14 protein-coding genes and 1 pseudogene are annotated in these 18,046 nt (G+C 69.2%); 6 read left to right on the forward strand and 9 right to left on the reverse strand.

All coding sequences use genetic code 11. The annotated features are described in order from the left end of the window. Positions 1 to 606: 606 nt before the first annotated feature. The 4 genes from DEU38_RS27340 (at position 607) to DEU38_RS27355 (ending at position 3,491) form a co-directional block, all read left to right on the forward strand. Positions 607 to 1,242 carry an SUMF1/EgtB/PvdO family nonheme iron enzyme gene (locus DEU38_RS27340; RefSeq protein WP_114724542.1) on the forward strand — a complete coding sequence of 212 codons (636 nt, stop codon included), beginning with the start codon at positions 607 to 609 and terminating at the stop codon, positions 1,240 to 1,242. 57 nt (positions 1,243 to 1,299) lie between these two features. Next, on the forward strand, positions 1,300 to 1,644 hold the full coding sequence (locus tag DEU38_RS27345) for a hypothetical protein (RefSeq protein ID WP_114724514.1): 345 nt from the start codon (positions 1,300 to 1,302) through the stop codon (positions 1,642 to 1,644). Positions 1,645 to 1,768: 124 nt separating this feature from the next. Beyond that, a complete protein-coding gene (locus DEU38_RS27350) occupies positions 1,769 to 2,191 on the forward strand; it encodes a YciI family protein (RefSeq protein WP_114724515.1) in 423 nt (140 codons plus the stop codon). Positions 2,192 to 2,195: 4 nt separating this feature from the next. Continuing rightward, complete coding sequence (locus DEU38_RS27355) at positions 2,196 to 3,491, forward strand: RNA polymerase sigma factor (protein ID WP_114724516.1); 1,296 nt, start codon at positions 2,196 to 2,198, stop codon at positions 3,489 to 3,491. Positions 3,492 to 3,506: 15 nt separating this feature from the next. Here the strand turns inward: DEU38_RS27355 and DEU38_RS27360 are convergent, their stop codons facing one another. Beyond that, positions 3,507 to 4,808, reverse strand: coding sequence for a glycosyltransferase 87 family protein (locus DEU38_RS27360; protein ID WP_114724517.1), 1,302 nt, complete (start codon positions 4,806 to 4,808; stop codon positions 3,507 to 3,509). Positions 4,809 to 5,042: 234 nt separating this feature from the next. Here DEU38_RS27360 and DEU38_RS27365 point away from each other — a divergent pair, with 234 nt between their 5' ends. Continuing rightward, complete coding sequence (locus DEU38_RS27365) at positions 5,043 to 6,731, forward strand: cutinase family protein (protein ID WP_114724518.1); 1,689 nt, start codon at positions 5,043 to 5,045, stop codon at positions 6,729 to 6,731. Between the two features lie 17 nt (positions 6,732 to 6,748). Here DEU38_RS27365 and DEU38_RS27370 read toward each other — a convergent pair. The 7 genes and pseudogenes from DEU38_RS27370 to DEU38_RS27400 form a co-directional block, all read right to left on the reverse strand. Continuing rightward, positions 6,749 to 7,225, reverse strand: a pseudogene (locus tag DEU38_RS27370) (GntR family transcriptional regulator); the annotation flags it as partial. A gap of 51 nt (positions 7,226 to 7,276) precedes the next feature. Beyond that, positions 7,277 to 7,933, reverse strand: coding sequence for a vancomycin high temperature exclusion protein (locus DEU38_RS27375; protein ID WP_114724520.1), 657 nt, complete (start codon positions 7,931 to 7,933; stop codon positions 7,277 to 7,279). Positions 7,934 to 8,035: 102 nt separating this feature from the next. After that, positions 8,036 to 9,145 (reverse strand): NAD(P)-dependent alcohol dehydrogenase, encoded by a 1,110-nt coding sequence (locus DEU38_RS27380; RefSeq protein WP_114724521.1) that lies wholly within the window; start codon positions 9,143 to 9,145, stop codon positions 8,036 to 8,038. A 25-nt stretch (positions 9,146 to 9,170) separates the two neighbouring features. Next, a complete protein-coding gene (locus tag DEU38_RS27385; protein WP_114724543.1) occupies positions 9,171 to 10,634 on the reverse strand; it encodes an aldehyde dehydrogenase family protein in 1,464 nt (487 codons plus the stop codon). 74 nt (positions 10,635 to 10,708) lie between these two features. Continuing rightward, positions 10,709 to 11,767 carry a GAF domain-containing protein gene (locus DEU38_RS27390; protein WP_114724522.1) on the reverse strand — a complete coding sequence of 353 codons (1,059 nt, stop codon included), beginning with the start codon at positions 11,765 to 11,767 and terminating at the stop codon, positions 10,709 to 10,711. After that, on the reverse strand, positions 11,764 to 12,588 hold the full coding sequence (locus tag DEU38_RS27395) for an SDR family oxidoreductase (protein ID WP_114724523.1): 825 nt from the start codon (positions 12,586 to 12,588) through the stop codon (positions 11,764 to 11,766). The genes DEU38_RS27390 and DEU38_RS27395 overlap by 4 nt, the downstream gene beginning before the upstream one ends. Positions 12,589 to 13,264: 676 nt before the next feature. Next, a complete protein-coding gene (locus DEU38_RS27400; protein WP_114724524.1) occupies positions 13,265 to 15,616 on the reverse strand; it encodes a heavy metal translocating P-type ATPase in 2,352 nt (783 codons plus the stop codon). 148 nt (positions 15,617 to 15,764) lie between these two features. On the opposite strand from DEU38_RS27400, the gene DEU38_RS27405 reads away from it, so the two are divergent. Continuing rightward, complete coding sequence (locus tag DEU38_RS27405; RefSeq protein WP_114724525.1) at positions 15,765 to 16,463, forward strand: TIGR00266 family protein; 699 nt, start codon at positions 15,765 to 15,767, stop codon at positions 16,461 to 16,463. A 9-nt stretch (positions 16,464 to 16,472) separates the two neighbouring features. On the opposite strand, the gene DEU38_RS27410 is transcribed toward DEU38_RS27405, so the two are convergent. Beyond that, entirely contained in the window at positions 16,473 to 18,017 is a 1,545-nt protein-coding gene (locus DEU38_RS27410) for an NAD(P)/FAD-dependent oxidoreductase (protein WP_114724526.1), read from the reverse strand. Between the last annotated feature and the right edge of the window lie 29 nt (positions 18,018 to 18,046).

Below are 18,046 nucleotides of genomic sequence, written 5' to 3' on the forward strand. Positions count from 1 at the left end.
CCCGACCAGACCGATCCGGTCCCCGGCCTGCACACGCAACGCCGAACCCGGGGCAGACAGCAGCGTCCGCACACCGGCACGAACTTCGAGGTCGGAAGCGGTAATCACAAGTGTTCTCCCAGTAATCAGAAATCAGACAGAGCGGATCGACTTCACAGGCATCGTTTCGAGTCCGAAACTGCGAATCCGGCCGACCCGAATGGAAATGGCCTCGGGCCCGACTCGAAAACTGCGCGTGTAGTCGATGAAAGAGATGGCACATCAGGATTGATCCTGATGTGAACGATAGATTCGCGGAATATCACGTCCACGAAGCTGAACCCGTGGACGGAAGCCGAACCTGTAGGCGGCGGAGGAGGAGCCTAGCTTCTCTCGATCCAGACCAAGCCCGCATGCAGCCGCTCACGGGCCTTCTTGGCTGGCTGGACATACATGGCAGAGCACTTTAGCGCAGTTCCGTGCCATTGCCAATCTGTCGCCCGACGGGGTCGGCTCGACGATCGTGGTGGCGGTCCCGCTCGGTCGATCGTGCGCACGGTAGTCCGACGTGAGGTCGAAGGAAATCGGTAGTGTCGATCAACCATGGAGCCGTTAGCTTTTCCCGAGCTGGCCGCGGTACCGGCAGGCCAGGTGACACTGTCGGATCGGCGGACGAGTAGCAGTTGGTGTGTCGAGGTGGGGGGCTTCGAGATCGGGGTCGGCGCGGTGACACAGGCCGAGTACGCCGACGTCACCGGCGAGTGGCCGGGCGCGTCGCGGAATCCCCGTCGCCCGGTGGAGGGCGTGTCGTGGTTCGACGCGATCCTGTTCTGCAACAAGCTTTCCGCGCGCGCCGGCCTCACCGCCGCCTACCGGGTCGCCGGCGACCACGTCGGGTGGGACGCCGGGTCCGACGGCTATCGGCTGCCGACCGAGGCCGAATGGGAGCGCGCCTGCCGGGCCGGAACGAGCGGACCGCGGTACGGGCCGCTGGACGAGATCGCCTGGTACGGCGACAACTCCGACGGGCGCCCGCACGACGTGTGCGGAAAGCTGCCGAACGGATGGGGTCTGCACGACATGCTCGGCAACGTCTGGGAGTGGTGCTGGGATCTCTACGATCCGGAGGTGTATGGCAGCTATCGGGTGCTGCGCGGCGGCGGGTGGGCGGACGCGCACTGGAGTTGCCGGGCGTCGGTGCGTCGGCGCAGCCACCCCACGTACCGCATCGACGACGTCGGGTTCCGGATCGCGCGCGGGTAGCCCGTCCGATCCTTCGGATCGGTAACGAACCCCGATCGACGGTGGAACACTGCCTACATGTCCGACGGGCGAGAGCAACCCCGCACCGGCCCCGCCGCCGATGACGAGGAGCGATCCGAACCGCATACGGCCTGGGATCTCGCGTTCGGGATCGGTGTCCCGTTGGGCCTGCTGGTGGGGGCGTGTGTGGCGGTCTTCTGCTTCGGCCCGGCGGTGGTCGCGCTGCAGCATGCGCTCGACGTCCCCGAACTGTCGCCGGTGCCGACGAACCAACGACGTCCGGGTGAACCCGGGCCGACCGCGATGTACTGGGTGACGTGGTTCGTGCCGCCGCTCCTGGTGTTCGCGTGCGTCGCGGCGCTGTGGGTGTGGCGGCTCGCGCGGCCCTTCGCGCCGAGCTGATGTATGTCACGCTCGCCGAACAGCCTTCCGAAAATTGATTCGCGGACCTTGTCGATCTGGCGTCTTCCCGTTCGACGTCCTGGATGAGAGGGTCGAAACGCGACCCCGACGAAGGAGCGAACCGATGAAGTACATGCTGATCATGCGCGCCACCGACGAGGCTGTCGAGGCATACAAGGAAGTCCCGTTCGAGCAGGTCATCGAGCAGATGGGCAAGTTCAACGAGGCCCTGATGAAGGCGGGCGTGCTGCTGGCCGGGGAGGGCCTGTCCGACGCCGAGGAGGGGTTCGTCGTCGACTTCTCCGGCGACACTCCGCTCGTCACCGACGGTCCCTACGGGGAGACCAAGGAACTGTTCAACGGGTTCTGGATCCTCGAGGTCGCGTCCAAGGAGGAGGCGGCCGAGTGGGCCAAGCGGGTTCCGCTGGGCCCGGGGGCGAAGATCGAGGTGCGCCGGGTGACCGGGCCCGAGGACTTCCCGCAGGACAACGAGTGGATCCAGAAGGAAGACGGCTGGCGTGAGGAACTCGAGAACCGCAACGCGTAGCCGGATGCCCGCCACGCCGACGGAGCACCGCCCGGACCCGATCGAGTCCGCGCGGCGCTCCGTCGCGGCCGTGTGGCGCATCGAGTCGGCGCGCATCGTCGCCACGCTCATTCGTACCGTCGGCGATTTCGGCCTGGCCGAGGATCTTGCGCAGGAGGCCCTCGTCGACGCGCTCGCGCAGTGGCCACAGACCGGTGTTCCGGCCAATCCCGGGGCCTGGCTCACCACCGTCGCGAAACGCAAGGCGATCGACGGTTGGCGGCGCCAGGAGCGCTACGACGACCGCCTCGCCACCATCGCACGCAACCTCGAGACCGAGGAAACCGCCGCGACATCGGACGAGCTGCCGTGGGATCCGGACCGGATCGACGACGACGTGCTCCGGCTGCTGTTCGTGTCGTGCCATCCGGTGCTGTCGCGGGAGGCGCAGGTTGCGCTGACCCTCAAGGTCGTCGGCGGCCTGTCGAGCGAGGAGATCGCGCGCGCGTTCCTCGCGTCGACCGCCGCCGTGCAGCAGCGGATCGTCCGTGCGAAGAAGACGCTCGCCGCCGCCAAGGTGCCGTTCGAGGTGCCGCCGCGGTCCGAGTTCGGTGACCGGCTCGGCGCCGTCCTCGGTGTGCTGTATCTCGTGTTCAACGAGGGGCACGCGTCGAGCGCGGGTGACGAGTGGATGCGTCCGGAGCTCAGCCGCGAGGCCGTCCGCCTCGGACGCGTTCTGGCCGAGCTCCTCCCGCACGAGCCGGACGTGCACGGGCTGGTGGCGCTCATGGAGCTGACGGCGGCGCGCTTCCCGGCGCGGCTCGATGCCGACGGCGACCCGGTGCTGCTCGCCGACCAGGATCGTCGCCGGTGGGACCACGGCGCCATCATCCGGGGACGCGCCGCGCTCGCCCGGGCCGACGCGATCGGACGCGGCCGCGGCGCCTACGCGTTGCAGGCGGCGATCGCCGAGTGTCACGCCGTCGCACCGTCCGTCGACGACACCGACTGGGACCGGATCGTTCTCCTCTACGAGGCGCTCGGCCGTCTGGCACCGTCGCCCGTGGTCGACCTCAATCGCGCGGCGGCGGTCTCGATGGCGTCGGGCCCCGCTGCGGCGCTGCGGATCATCGACGATCTGGTCGACGGCGGGCGGCTCGCCGGCTATCGGCTGCTGCCCGCGACGCGTGGCGAACTCCTCGCCAGGCTCGGCCGGAACCGGGAGGCGCGCATCGAGTTCGAGGCGGCCGCCGAGCTGACCGGCAACCAGCGCGAGCGAAAGATCCTGCTGGACAAGGCGGCGGCGCTGCCCGACGGCTGAGCGCTGGGATCGCCGCTACGAAACCGGCTCGGGATCAGGCGAGTTCGTCGTGTTGTCCGGCGTCGGCGTCTCGGCAAGCGTGCGATCCGGCGGGGTCGGGGCACTGCCGCGGAACGCGACGACCGCCGCGCCGATCAGGACGGCCGCGTAGATCAGCACGTACATGTTCACGACGATGTCCCAGGCGATCCAGTTGGGCGGGAACAGGTACAGCCCGACGACCACGGTGTCGTCGGGGAAGCGGTAGGCCCACGATCCGGCGATACCGAACAGCGCGATCACGCTCGCCCACCACCACGCGTTCGTCAGGGCCCGGTGCACGAGGTAGACCATCAGCGGCACGAACCACACCCAGTGGTGGCTCCAGGTGAACGGGGAGACCACCGCCGCGGTCAGTCCGGCGACGGTGACCGCGAGGAGGCGCTCGCCGCCGCGATGGAGTCGGACCACCACCCACATGCTGACGGCGACGACGGCCGCGGCGCACAGCAGCCACACCCACGTGGGCACCGGTCCCCCGGCCAGGCGCGTGATCGCGCCGCGCAACGACTGGTTGGCGGGATGCGAGTCGTCCGCGATGCGCGTGGAATCGAAGAACGTCTCGGCCCAGTACTGCCACGAGTCCTTCGGGAGCACGACCCAGCTTCCGACGACGGTCGCGACGAAGGTGGCCGCCGCGACCGCTGCGGCCCGCCACCGGCGCAGCACCAGGTAGTAGAGGACGAAGTACGCCGGCGTCAGCTTGATCCCGGCGGCGATACCGACACCGACGCCCTTGAGCTTGCTGGTCTCGCCGCGCGAGACGTCCCACAGCACCAGTGCCATCAGGACCAGGTTGATCTGGCCGTAGAACAGCGTCGTGCGGACCGGTTCGAGGAACGCGCAGGCCACCGCCAGCAGTGCCGAGACGGCGATGACGCGGCGGGTGACGAGGTATCCCAGCATCCGCCAGCACAACGCGACGATCGCCACCAGCAGGAGCAGGTTGGCGCCCATCCAGATGTACTTGTCGATGCCGCCCGGAAGGAACCCGAACGGGATGAACATCAGCGTCGAGAACGGCGTGTAGGTGTAGAGCAGGCCGTGGATCACCGGTTCGGTGTAGAGCGGCAGACCCTCCATGACATGCCGCGCGCCGTCACGGTAGACATCCAGGTCGGCGCCGCCGGCCAGGATGCCGATCATGGGCTCCCTCGGGTCGACCAGGGTGAACAAGAGCACCGCGGCCGCCAGCGCGAGGAAGGCGAGGGCAGCCGTCGTCGGGCCCCCTCCCAGGAACGGTCGACGAGCATTCGGATTCCTGGTTGCGCCGTGCATGGCTGTGTCCCTCCCCCGGACGCCGCCGCGGCCTCGCTGCCGAGGCGATCGAGACAAAGGTAGCCAACCGACCGAACCGCGGTAAATCCGATCCTGGTGACCGGACGGTCGGGTGGCGGCCGGTCCGCGCTGTAACGTCTCCGCCCCGGAGACCGACGTCTGTCATGACGTGACGTGCGGTTCGGGGGGGTCGACCTGCATGTGTCTTGGTGAGGTCGGGATAGGGGAGTTGACATGACAATTCGCGGATTCTTTGCGCGACATCGAATGGCTGCGCGGGTGACGACGCCGGCGGCGCTGGGTGTGGCGGTCGTCGTCGCGCTCACGTGGGCGTTGTCGTCCCCGCCACCGAGCACAGTGGACACCCAGCTCACAGCGTCGACGACGGAGTGCCGCGACATGGTGACCGTCTCGATCGCCGGCCGCAGCGACACCCCGGTGGCGGGCACCACGAAGATGCTGGTCGATCCCGACGGAAACGAGCTCCCCGCGGCCCTGTCGGACGACTACAGCAGTGGACGGATCGACCAGGTCATCAACGCGCCGAACGGCGTCGTGGATCGCGACGCGTACGCCGCGCTGTACATCGCCTATCCCGCGAACATGGCCAGCTACGACGACGCCGTCGCCGCCGGTGTGGCGAACACCGAATCGGTGATGCGGGCCATCCGTGTGTCGTGCCCCGACACCAAGTTCTCGATCGTCGGATACAGCGAGGGCGCCGACGTCGCTCGCCGGGTCGCGATGAACATCGGTCACCAGGAACCCGACGCCGACCAGGGCTACGGGATCGTCGACCCGTCCAACGTCGTCGGCGTCGTCATCTTCGCCGATGCGGGCCGCGGGGCGGGGCAGGGCCCGTTCCCCGGTGCGAAGAACCCGTTCGGCAACCCGGACGGCTTCGACACGAAGTACCAGAACGGCAAGACCCCGGTGCCGGGTCAGGGTGTCCTCCCGAACACCGGAGACGACGACTTCGGTGCGCTGGGCGGCAAGGTCGCGTCCTTCTGCTCCGACGGCGACTTCACTTGCGCTGCACCCCAGAACATCTCGCTGTTGCAGCTCGTGGTCAACGTGGGCAGGCAGATCAACGTCGATCGGCTCGAAGGCGAGGGCCTCACGCCGGCCACCGGTCAGGACATCGCAGTCGTTCTGGGCCGCATCGGATACGACGCCTTCCTGAACATCCAGTCGCAGCCGAACTGGATGCAGAGCGACGAGACCTTCCTGGACGTCCTGCTGAAGGTGTCGGACCCCGACTACGTGCCGGGCGAGTCGACGACGCAGACCCCGAAGGACGTCAGCTCGATCTCCACCGACGAGATGTCGCCGCTGGCGTACCTGCCGCAGAAGGTGTTCAAGGAGATCGTCGGGCTGATCGTGACGAACCAGAACACCATCCCGGTGATCCTGAGTGATCCGTACCAGATGACCCTGGCCCCGGACATCGGCCACCACTTCGACTACTGGCGCGACGCCGACGGCGCGAACGGCAAGCCGTTGACGTCCGCCGAGTACGCCGCCGCGTGGCTGACGTACCTGGCCAAGCAGGCGCAGAACGGAAAGCCGGTCGACCCGGCGGCGAAGCCGACCGCGACCGAACTGGCCGACGCCCTCACCGAGCTGGCGGCCACCACCACAGAATCGTCGGCCGAGCCGACGGGTTCAGCGGTGCCGCAGACTTCGACCGCTTCCCCGTCGGAGTCCGCGGTTCCCGCCGAGTCCGCGGCGCAGAGCGCCACGGAGACGACGGTCCCCGCCACGTCGCCGGCCGTGGCTTCGTCGACCGAGGTCGCCACGACGCCGACGCCGTCGCCGGCCGCTTCCCCGGACGCTGCCGCATCCACGTCCTCGACGGTCGCCACCACGACCAAGCCGACGACGACGACCACCACCACCCCGGCACCCCGGCCCGCCGGGTAGGGCGCGAGCCGCACCGCTCACCGAGCGGTGCGGCCGCCCCGATCGTTGATCCGGTACGTCACTCGGATCTGTTGGGGACCGCGGTCGATGTGGAGTTCGGCGATGTCGGACGGGATCAACGCGGTGTCGTGCAGGACGGGGGTGCCGTCCTCGGTGACGTTCGTTCGGTGACTGAGCATGGCCGGGCTGTGTTCCGGGCGGGCGAGCAGTTCGGCTTCGGCGGTACCGAGCGTGGTGACGGTGATCGACTCGTTGGCCGACGCGACCGGGTAACCGTGTTGTGCGAGAACCTGATAGAGCGACGCGTCGACCAGTTCGTCCGGGGAGATGCCCGTGCTCCAGGGGATGTAGGAATGCTGGAGCACGGAAGGGTGCGTGTCGATCACGCGGTGACGCGTGACGACGAGCACCTGCTCGGTCGGCCCGAGCTGCAGGGCCCGCGCGACATCGGACGGTGGAGTCTCCCGCGACGACCCGAGGATGTGCGTCGCGACCTTGTGAGATCGGGTCCCGCCGCACCGGACACCGCGGACGGTGCCGAGCGGTCACCGATCCACTGCGGTGGCGAGCGAACCGTCCGGCGGCGACACCACCGCCGGGTCCCGCCCCGACAGCAGATCGAGCACCGCCTTGGGTCGCGCCAGCCACTCCCGCGCGTAGTTCCGCACGACGGCGAGCCGGTTGCATTCGCACTCGGCCTCTACGCCGTCGGTGTCGATGCCGGCGTCGCGGCACAGCGCCACCGCGCGGGACACGTGTAGGCCCTGGCTGACGATGAGTGCCTTCGTCACCCCGTACGTCCGCACCGCCCGCGCGCAGGTGTCGTACGTGTCGAGGCCGTAGCCGTCGCCCACGATCCGCGCGGGATCGACACCGGCGTCCACGAGGTACTCGGTCATGGCCGCGATCTCGTTGCCGGAGCGGCCGTTCGCGTCACCGGACACAAGGACGGCGCGGGCCCTGCCGTCCTCCACCAGTCGGACGGCGGCGTCGAGCCGTCCGGCCAGGAACTTCATCGGTTTCCCGTCCCGGACCTGCGAGCCGAGGACGATCACGACGGGCGCGTTCGGCGCGTCGCGGACGTCGTACATGTGCCCGGACGCGGCGACCGCCACCCACCCCGCGGACCCCAGCACGAGCACACCGGCCATCGCGACCAGTACCGCCGACCAGCCGACGAGGCGCCCGACGATCCGCCGCATGTTCCACCCTCCGAGTTCCCGGCCTCGACCCGCTGCCGACCGCCCCCGGACGATCCTCTCGAGGAGGGATCATCTTTCCGGGCAGACACGCCCGCCGGACGCTCAGTCGAACAGCAGCACGGGCTTCAACACGCTTCCGTCCCTGATGCCCTGCGCGGCGTCGTTGATGTCCTCGAACCGGTAGTACTCGACGAGCTTGTCCAGCGGGAAGCGTCCCTGCTCGATCAGCTTCACCAGCGCGGGGAGAAACACCTGCGGCACCGAATCACCCTCGGTGACACCGATGAAACGGCGACCGTTCAGCAGGTAGTTGACGTCGACGGGGACCGTCGCGCCGGCCGCCGGGGCGCCGATGGCCGCCACCGTGCCCAGCGGCGCGAGGCAGTTGATCGCGGTCTCGAGCACCCGCACGTTGCCGGTGGCGTCGATCGCGTAGTCGATGCCCAGTCCCCCGCTGATCCGGTCGAGTTCGGCGGCCGGATCCGCCTCCTTCGAGTTGATCACGTCCGTCGCGCCCAGTTCCCGGGCCAGCTCGAGTCGTGACGGCACGATGTCGACGGCGACGATTCGCTCGGCGCCGGTGAGGGCTGCCGCCATGACGGCAGCCATTCCCACCGCACCCACTCCGAAAACGGCCAGAGTGGAGCCGGGTTCGGGTGTGAGGATGTTGAGTACGGCCCCGGCGCCGGTCTGGATTCCGCAACCCAGCGGCGCCAGCAGACCCAGGTCCGCCGAATCGGAGACCTTGGTGACGCCGCGTTCGTCGGCCAACGCGTATGTGGAGAAAGAGGATTGGGCAAAGAAGTGCCCGTTGATCTCCTCGTCGCCGCGCCGGACCGTGGTGCTGCCGTCGGCGCGCCGTCCGCCGACGAGGTTGCGCGGCAGGAACTCCTGGCAGTACGCGGGGTGTGCCGTGCGGCAGTTGCGGCATTCGCCGCAGCTGGTGAACGACAGCAGCACCTTGTCGCCCGGCTTGACGCTGGTGACCGCGCTGCCCACCTCTTCGACGATCCCGGCGCCCTCGTGTCCCAGCACCCCGGGGAGCGGGAAGGGGATGTGCCCGGCCTGGACACCCAGGTCGGTGCCGCAGACCCCGGCGGCGACGATCCGGACCAGGACCTCGTCGGCCCGGGGCGCGTCGAGGGTGACCTCGCCGATCGTGAAGGGTTCACCGATGCCGTCGACAATGGCGGCGCGAGCTGTGTTGACCATGTTGTGCTCCTGCGGATTCGGCGGATCAGAACGGGTAGATCGGCAGCGCGCTCTGCGCCGTCACCCACTGCGTCTCGGTGAAGGCGTCGAGGTTGGCGCCGATACCGCCGACGCGGCCGCCGTTGCCGGACGATGCGAGTCCGCCGAACGGGACGACGGCCTCGTCGCCGACCGTCTGATCGTTGATGTGGACCAGGCCGGTTGGGATCTGCTGGGCGATCTCGAGGCCCTTCATCGCATCGCCGGTCAGGATTCCCAGGGACAGTGCGTATTCCGAGTCGTTGGCGACGGACACGGCTTCTTCGACGGTCGCGAAGGAGGTAACGGGGGCGACGGGGCCGAAGACCTCGTTGACGAAGGCGGGCGCCGTCCGCGGGGTGTCGGCGAGGACCGTCGGACGGTAGAAGAGGTCCTCGTAGGTTCCGCCGGCCGCCAGCCGTGCTCCGGCCGCGATGCTGTCCGACACGAGGGCGTGGATCTGATCACGTTGCCGCGCATCGATGATCGGCCCCATCGCCACCTCGCCGGTGAACGGATCTCCGACGGGCAGCCGCTCGGCGTGTTCGGCGAGCAGTGCGGTGTAGTCACCGACGATGCTCTCGTGCACCAGTTGTCGGCCGGTGGCCATGCAGATCTGTCCCTGATGCATGTACGAGCCGAAGGCGCCCACCGAGACGGCCTTCTCCAGGTCGACGTCGTCCATGACGATGAGGGCATTGTTGCCGCCGAGTTCCAGGTGGGCGCGCTTGAGGTGGCGGCCCGCCAGTTCACCGACCGCGCGTCCGGCACGCGTCGAACCGGTGAACGCGATGACCCGCACGCTGGGGTGGACCACGACCGCCTCGCCGGCGTCCGCACCACCGGGCAGCATGCTGAGGACACCGGCCGGAAGCCCGGCCTCCTCGAAGATCCGGGCCAGGACGACGCCACCGCAGATCGCGGTGCGCGGGTCCGGCTTGAGGATCACCGAGTTGCCCAGGGCGAGTGCCGGCGCGACGGCGCGGATCGACAGGATCAGCGGAAAGTTGAACGGGGCGATGACACCGACGGTGCCCACCGGGACGCGGCGCGAGAAGCTCAGCCGCGGCTGCTCGGAGCGCAGCACCTCGCCGACGGGATGCGCCGCGAGCGCCGCCGCGTTGTAGCACTCCTCGGCGGCGGTGTGCGTCTCGGTCTCGGCCTTCGCCCGGATGCTGCCGCCTTCGCGGACGATCCACTCGCCGATCTCCTCGGCGTACTGCTCGAACAGCTGCCCGGCTCGACGGAGGACGGCCGCGCGCTCGGTGTACGGACGCGCGGCCCAGGCCTTCTGTGCCGCCGTGGCGCCGGTGGCGGCCGCCGCGACATCGTCGGGGGTGGCCGTCCCGACGGTGGTGAGTTGCTTCCCGGTCGCGGGTTCGACCACGACACGGTCCTCACCGCCGCCGGCCACCCATTCGCCGGTGAAGATTCGGGATTCCCACACCGGCTTGTTCAACAGACTCGTCACGGTCGCCCCTCGCAGTCGCAGCACATGGATGCCTTCCACGTTGCCGGGCCGCGATGTCGCCCACGACCGGTCTTTCACTGACCGAAAGACGTATTTCGGTTCTGCGGGGTGGGCGCCTCCGTGACGGTGACGAGTCCGCCGTGGGTGGACTCGTCGAACGCCATCAGTGCGACCGACAGGTGCAGGGGTTTCCAGTCCCCGTCGAGTCCGCGGAACCGCAGGATGCCTTCGACCTTCCGGTAGGCGAGATCCTTGGCCATCTTCCGCGCGAGCGGCACATCGGACGGATGCATGGCGGGCGCCGGCTCCCCGACGGCATCTTCCCAGGCCACCCCCGGCATCGGCTCGCTGCGCCACTTGATGAGTGCGAGGCGTTTCAGGTCGACGTAGGCGAGGTATTCGCCGGGCGTCAGCACGGCGTCGAGCACCCGATGCTCGAGGATGACCGGTGGCGGCGCGGCCGGGACCTCGCCTGCCGGGCCGATGTCGTGGGTGATCCCGCGAAGGATGACCTCGCGCCGGTCCCCGGCAGGATCGGGCTTCTCCTCGAGCATCCGGCACGAGAAGTGTGCCGCGCGTTCCTCGCCGTCGTCGCGGCGGACCTTCCACACCGCCTGGTGCTCCGTGCCCGGTTCCGACTGCACGATCTTGGCCAGCGCCTCGCCCTCGTCGCGGTTCGTCACCAGCCGGGTGAAGGCGCCCGCCAGCGCGGCCTCGCTGCGCCGGTCCTCGGGTGCGACGCCGTACAGGTCGAAGAGGTCGTCGCTGCCGCTGGCCTTGCCGGCCGTCAGATTGAAGTGCCACGCGCCCGCCGGGTCCCGCGGCGGTGGTGCCTCGTCGGTGTCTCCGCGCCAGAAGTAGACGCCGTGGAGGCGGGACTCGGAATTGAGCAGCGGTTCCGCGAGGATGCGTTTGCGGCCGTCCTCCGACTCCCGGTCGATCCGCCGATGCTCGGGGTCGGCCATGATCTCGAGCAGAGCGTTCTGCACGTCGTCGAGGGCCCTGTTCGGTTGGCTCCGTCGGCCCTTGAAGTGCCGGCCCAGCGGCACGAAGGGTTTCGGGGACGACCCCACCCCGATCAGTGACGGCTCCTGTCCGCCGAAGGTGCTGATCAGCAGCCAATCCGTGGTCATTTCCGCAGCCCCCGACGCTTCGCGGCCGGCAGCAACCACTGGTACGCCGGACCCAGGATCCGGGTCACCGCGTCCACCACCTTCGCGTCCGGGCCGACGAGCACCCGCGCACGCCCCTGTTCGACACCCCGCAGAATCGTGCGCGCGGCCTCGGCGGGGTCGGTGCGAGCGATTCGCCGATCGAACGAGTCGGCGACCTCGCGAACGTCCACCCCGGCGGCGGCGCTCGCGGTCCGCGCGATGCCGGTCCGGACGCCACCCGGGTACACGCACGTCACCTTCACCGAATGGCCGCCGAGTTCCATCTCCTGACGCAGCGACTCCGTGAACCCGCGGACCGCGAACTTCGCGGCGTTGTAGGCGGAGTACCCGGGCGCCGCCATCAACCCGAATGCCGAGGACAGATTCACCACATGACCGCGGTCCGACTCGACCACGTACGGGAGGAACTCCTTCGTGCCGTTGACGACGCCCCAGAAGTCGACGTCCATCACCCGCTCGATGTCGGCGTAGTCCGAAGCCAGAACCTCACCGGTGTAGAGGATTCCGGCATTGTTGATCACGATGTCGACACCACCGAAGCGGCTCGCGGTCTCGGCGGCGAAGGCGTGGACCGCGGCCCGATCGGTGACATCGACAACCGACGCGGATACCCGGGCCCCGGCCCGTTCGCACAGGTCCGCAGTCTCCTTCAACGGACCTTCGGCGTCCCCGGACAGGGCCAACACCGCACCCCCGTCGGCCAACCTGGTCGACAATTCGCGACCGATTCCCGAACCGGCTCCCGTCACGGCCACGACGCGACGATCGAAGTACCCCAAAGAACTTCCCCTCTGTTCTGTTGAACTAGCGCTCCCAGTTCCTTACCAGAACGGCACGTAGCCGGCATCTCGAGGCGATCCGGCCGGGGCACCGGAACGGTGGGGTTCCACCGGTAGATGCGACCACCGGGCGGGCCTGCCTGAGTCGGGGGTCAGACCGCCCACCCGGTGGTCACTGCGACGCGGCACACCCGCCGTGAAGCGGACGGGATCGGCCGAGCCGGGTTCGTGGGATAACGCCTGCGCGCACCGTAGGGGCCGGGCGTCGTCGGGTCCCGGCACGGGAGCAACGATCGCCACACGCGCATGCATCAATGTGACAGCGCTACAAGCAGACCCGATATCGACAGGGTTGCAGGAAGCCCCGTGAGGGGCGCGCAGGTGCACTGTAAGCCAGCCGGTGACGGGGATGCAACCTCGAGCTGGCGTGTCGGAGACCCGGATTCTGGGCCCGGGCGGTGGCATCGGGATGGATCCGACGCCACCGCCCGGCCGTGGTCCGCCAGGTCGGGGGTCCGGAGGGCCACGGTATCGCCGCCCGGCCGGCCGAGCGACAACTCGAACGCTAGTGCCGGTTCGTTCGACGGCGTAGGGGGATTTGCCCCGTGCCGGGTGGGTCCCCGACGGGGGCCGCCCCGGAAGGGGGGTTTGGCGCGATCCCGCTCGGGGACGCCCCTCAGCGGTCCCGGGGCGCGGAATCCGATTCGGGCGCGAGAGTGAAGTAGTTCTCCTCCTCCTGCACGAAGTGCAGCTGCAGCAGCGCGTGCAGCCCGTACAGGCAGGCGAGGAGGTCGTCGACCTGATCGGGGTCGATCCGGTCGGCCGCATCGGCGCGGGTGAGGTGGGTGCGCAGGCGTCGCGCGAGCCGGTCGATCTCGGCGTGCATGCGGCTCATCGTCGCGGTCGCCTCTGCTGTGCCCAGCGGGGTGGCGAGCGCCGGGTACAGTTCGCGGTCCTCCGCCTGCTCGTGCGGGAGCAGCGTGCCGAACAGGAAGGTGTCGACCCGACGCAGGGCGGGATATGCGGCCGCGAGGTTGCCACCGACGAGCAGTTGCGCCGTGTCGCGCAGGATGGCCAGCTGGTCGCGCAGTTCGTCGTGCTCGGCCGAGAACCGGTGCAGCATTGCCTCGGTGTCGTCGGGAAGGAGAATCTCCTGGTTCCGGTCGCCCCGCAGCGCGCGTAATGCGTTGAGGATCACGGCCACGTCGATACCCTCCTGCAGCAGCGCACCCGCCGCGGGCGGCAGGAATCCGAACGCGGCAAATCCCATGGCCACCAACGACAGCCCCATCCCCACTGCCGCGCTCTGCACGGCGATGCGCCGGGAGCGGCGGGCGATGGCCATCGCGTCGGCCAGGCGGTCGAGTCGATCGGTGGTGAGCACGACGTCCGCGGCCTCCGACGTTGCCGTCGAGCCCCGCGCCCCCATCGCGACGCCGACGGTGGCGGCCGCGAGGGCCGGGGCGTCGTTGACGCCGTCGCCGACCATGACGGTCACCGCCGATTCCCGCTCCGCCCGGACCCCGGCCACCTTGTCGGCGGGTGTCTGTTCGGCGTGGACGGCGTCCAGACCGAGGACCGAGCCGATCTCCTCCGCGGGTTCGCGCCGATCCCCGGTGAGCATGACGAGCCGGTTCAGTCCGGCCGAGCGCAGGCGCCGCAGGGTGCGGGACGCGTCCCGGCGGACGGGATCAACCAGCAGGACGGCGCCCGCGAGATCGCCGTCGACGGTGACCCAGGCAACCGCTGCGCCGTCGAGCACGGCCCGACTGTGGGCGGCACGTGCCCACGCCGGTGCATCGTCGGGCAAGCTGAGGGTGCCGACGGTGACCCGTCGGCCGTCGACGGTCGCGCTCACGCCGGTCCCGGCCTCCTCCGCCACGTCGGTGGGCAATGTCAGTGCGAGCCCGCGCATCTTCGCTTCCTGCACGATGGCGTCGGCCAGTACGTGCGGTGACAGTTGGTCGGCGGACGCGGCCAGTCGCAACACGTCGGTGGCATCGCCGCCGGGCGCGATGAGCACGTCCGTGCCGGTGGGGCGACCGGTGGTAAGGGTTCCGGTCTTGTCCATCACCAGTGTGGTGGCATGTCCGAGGTTCTCGAGGGCGCCGCCGCTGCGAATCACCACACCCAGACGGGACGCTCGGGACAGTCCGGAGACGATCGCGACGGGCGCGGCCAGTAGCAGTGGACACGGCGTCGCGACCACCAGCACCGCGACAGCGCGGGTGGCCGAACCGCTGAACAGCCAGGCGGAACCCGCGATTGCGAGCGCGAGCGGCAGGAACCAGGCCGCGATGCGGTCGGCCACCCGTACGACGGGGGCGCTCTCGGCGGCGGCGTCGCGGGCCAGGCGGACGATGCCGGCGTAGGTGCTCTGGTCGGCGGTCGTGTGCGCCTGCATCTCGAAAGCGGTTCCTGCATTGACGATTCCGCTCCGCACCGCCTCGCCGCGACGCCGCTCGACGGCGAGCGGTTCTCCGGTGAGGACGGATTCGTCGAGCACGGCGGAACCGGACGTGATCCACCCGTCGACGGGCACCACCTCCCCCGGTCCGACCACCAGGTTGTCGTCGGCGAGGACGTCGTCGAGTGGGATCGCCTCGACGTGGTCGCCGGTTCGTCGGCGGGCGGTGCGGGGCGCGTGGTCGAGCAGCGATCGCAGATCCTTCGTGGCGCGGCGTTCGGCGGCGGCATCGAGCGCCTGCCCCGTCGCGAGCATGACGCTGATCAGCGCGCCCGCGAGATACTCGCCGACCAGCAGCGTGCCGATCAGGGACAACACCGCGAGTAGGTCTACGCCCATCCGCCCCCGTCGGAGCGCGTCGATCACCCACCAGGCAGCGGGCGCGATCGCGATTACTGTCCCGGCGATCCAACACTTGTCGGCCACGTTGTCGGCACCGAGCAGCCACGCGATCGCGCCGGCGATCAGCGCGGTGAGGGTGACCGCCAGTAGCGCGAATTCCTTGAGGCGGTGCACACGTTCGCGTCGCCGGGACGATGCCTCGGACGCCGTATCCACCATGACGCTCCCATGTCCTCGCGGGTGCCGTCTCGAGCGTACCGCGCCGGGTGCGGGATCTCCCGTGTCGAAGGCGGCTCCGGGCCGCCGAACCCCGGTACCGTGACGTCCCTGCCCGATATTCGACTTTCTACCTTTCGAGAAGGAAGCCATGAAGACCGAGATAAGTTGTGGGCCCGCGTTCGCGTTCGCCGAGATCAGTGTCCCCGCCGGTGGATCGGTCCGCGTCGAGGCCGGGGCGATGGCGATGATGCGGGGTGACATCGCGATCACCACGTCGACGCGGGGCGGCTTCCTGAAGGGACTCCGCCGCTCCCTGGGCGGCTCGAGCTTCTTCGTCAACGACTTCAGCAGTGAACGGGGTGGTGTCGTGGGCGTCGCCGGCGCACTCCCGGGCGACCTGGTCGAAACCACCGTCGACGAAGGGACCGCGCTGCTCGTCCAGTCCGGCTGCTGGCTCGCCTCCGACGCGACCGTCGACGTCGACTCCAAATGGGGCGGTAGCAAGGGGTTCTTCAGCGGCGCGGGGCTCGTTCTGTTGCGGTGCAGCGGAAACGGCGAGATCCTGCTGTCCAGCTACGGCGCCATCCGGTCGGTGACGCTCGCGGCGGGGGAGACGATGACACTCGACTCCGGTCACGTCGTCGCGTTCGACGAGACCGTCCAGTACCGCATCCGCAAGGCCGGTGGGTGGAAGTCGATGATTCTCGGTGGCGAGGGCATCGTCACCGAGTTCACCGGTCCGGGTCGGGTCTGGATGCAGACCCGTAGCGCGACGGACCTGGTCGACTGGCTCCGGGCCCGGATGCCGTCGAGCACCACGACCACCAGTAGCAGTAACAGCAACTGAGGGTGCGGGTCAGTCGGGGCTGACGAGGTCGTCGTCCGATCTCGTGGGCGTCGGCTCGACCCGCGAGAACGTCAGGGTGCCGTCGTCGATCGGGGTGTCCCGAAGCGCGACGACGTCCTTGTAGTAGTCCATCGGCAGGTTCCACGGATCCTTCGTCCCGGCCTGCGGCCACAGATCCAGCGAGCGCTGGATGTAGCCGGATGCGAAGTCGAGCAGCGGCCGTGTCTCCATGCCCTGTTCACGGTTCTCCGCGACAACCACATCGGCGCCGCGCCGATCCATCGCGCTCAGCACCCGGCACAGGTAGTCGGCGACGAGGTCGACCTTGAGGGTCCACGGGGCGTTGACGTAACCGACGGCGAACGAGAAGTTCGGGATGTCGGAGAGCATCGTTCCCTTGAACGCCAGCCGCTTCGTGATGTCGACGGGCTCGCCGTCCAGGCGCAGTTCGACGCCGCCCAGGGCGAGCAGGTCGAGACCGGTGGCGGTGATGATGATGTCGGCGTCGAGGTGCTTTCCGGAGGTCAGCGCGATGCCGTTCTCGGTGAACGTGTCGATGGTGTCGGTGACCACCGAGGCCTTGCCCCTGGAGATCGTCTTGAACAGGTCGCCTCCGGGCACGACGCACAAGCGCTGGTCCCACGGGTCGTACGTGGGGTTGAAGTGGGTGTCGACGTCGAAACCGGACGGCAGCAGGCGGGTGTTGAGCCAGCGGATGATCGCGCGCACCTGCTTGGGGAAGCGTCGGGACAGCTTGTAGATCCAGACGTTCTGCATGATGTTCTTCTTGCGGGTGAGCCGGTAGCCCCGCTCGTCCCCCAGCACCCGGCGGAACACGCCGGACAGCGCATCCTCCGCGGGCAGCGGGATGACGTAGGACGGCGAGCGCTGCAGCATCGTGACGTGCGCGGTGGCATCGGCCATCGCCGGGATCAGGGTGACGGCGGTGGCCCCGGAACCGATCACCACCACCCGCTTGCCGGTGTAGTCGAGGTCCTCGGGCCACGCCTGCGGATGCACGATCCAGCCGGTGAACCGGTCGGCACCGGGAAACACCGGTGTGTAGCCCCGGTCGTAGTTGTAGTAGCCGCCGGCGCAGAAGAACCAGTCGGCCGTGACCGTCACGGTCTCGTCGGTGTCGCCGCGCCGCGCGGTGACCGTCCAGCGGGCGTCCGCCGACGACCAGTCGGCGCGGATCACCTTGTGGTTGTAGCGGATATGGCGTTCGACGTCGTACTCGCGGGCGGTGTCGCGGATGTAGCGGAGGATGTCCGCGGCCGGTGCGAGCGCCTTGCGGCCCTTCCACGGCTTGAAGTCGTACCCGTAGGTCTGGACGTCGGAGTCGGAGCGGATGCCCGGATACCGGAACAGGTCCCACGTGCCCCCGGAGACGGCGCGGGCCTCGAGGATCGCGAAGGAGCGTCCCGGATGCGTCCGGTGGAGCCGACTGGCGACGCCGATTCCCGACAGCCCGGCGCCGACGATGAGGACGTCGACGTGCTCGGGGTCGGTGCCGCGGTTCGGGTCGGAACCGGTGGGGCGGTCGGGGCTCATGTGTCCTCCGGATGCTGGCACTGGTGAAA

Origin of the sequence: Rhodococcus sp. AG1013 (genome assembly GCF_003350365.1) — a bacterium.
GTDB lineage: Bacteria > Actinomycetota > Actinomycetes > Mycobacteriales > Mycobacteriaceae > Prescottella.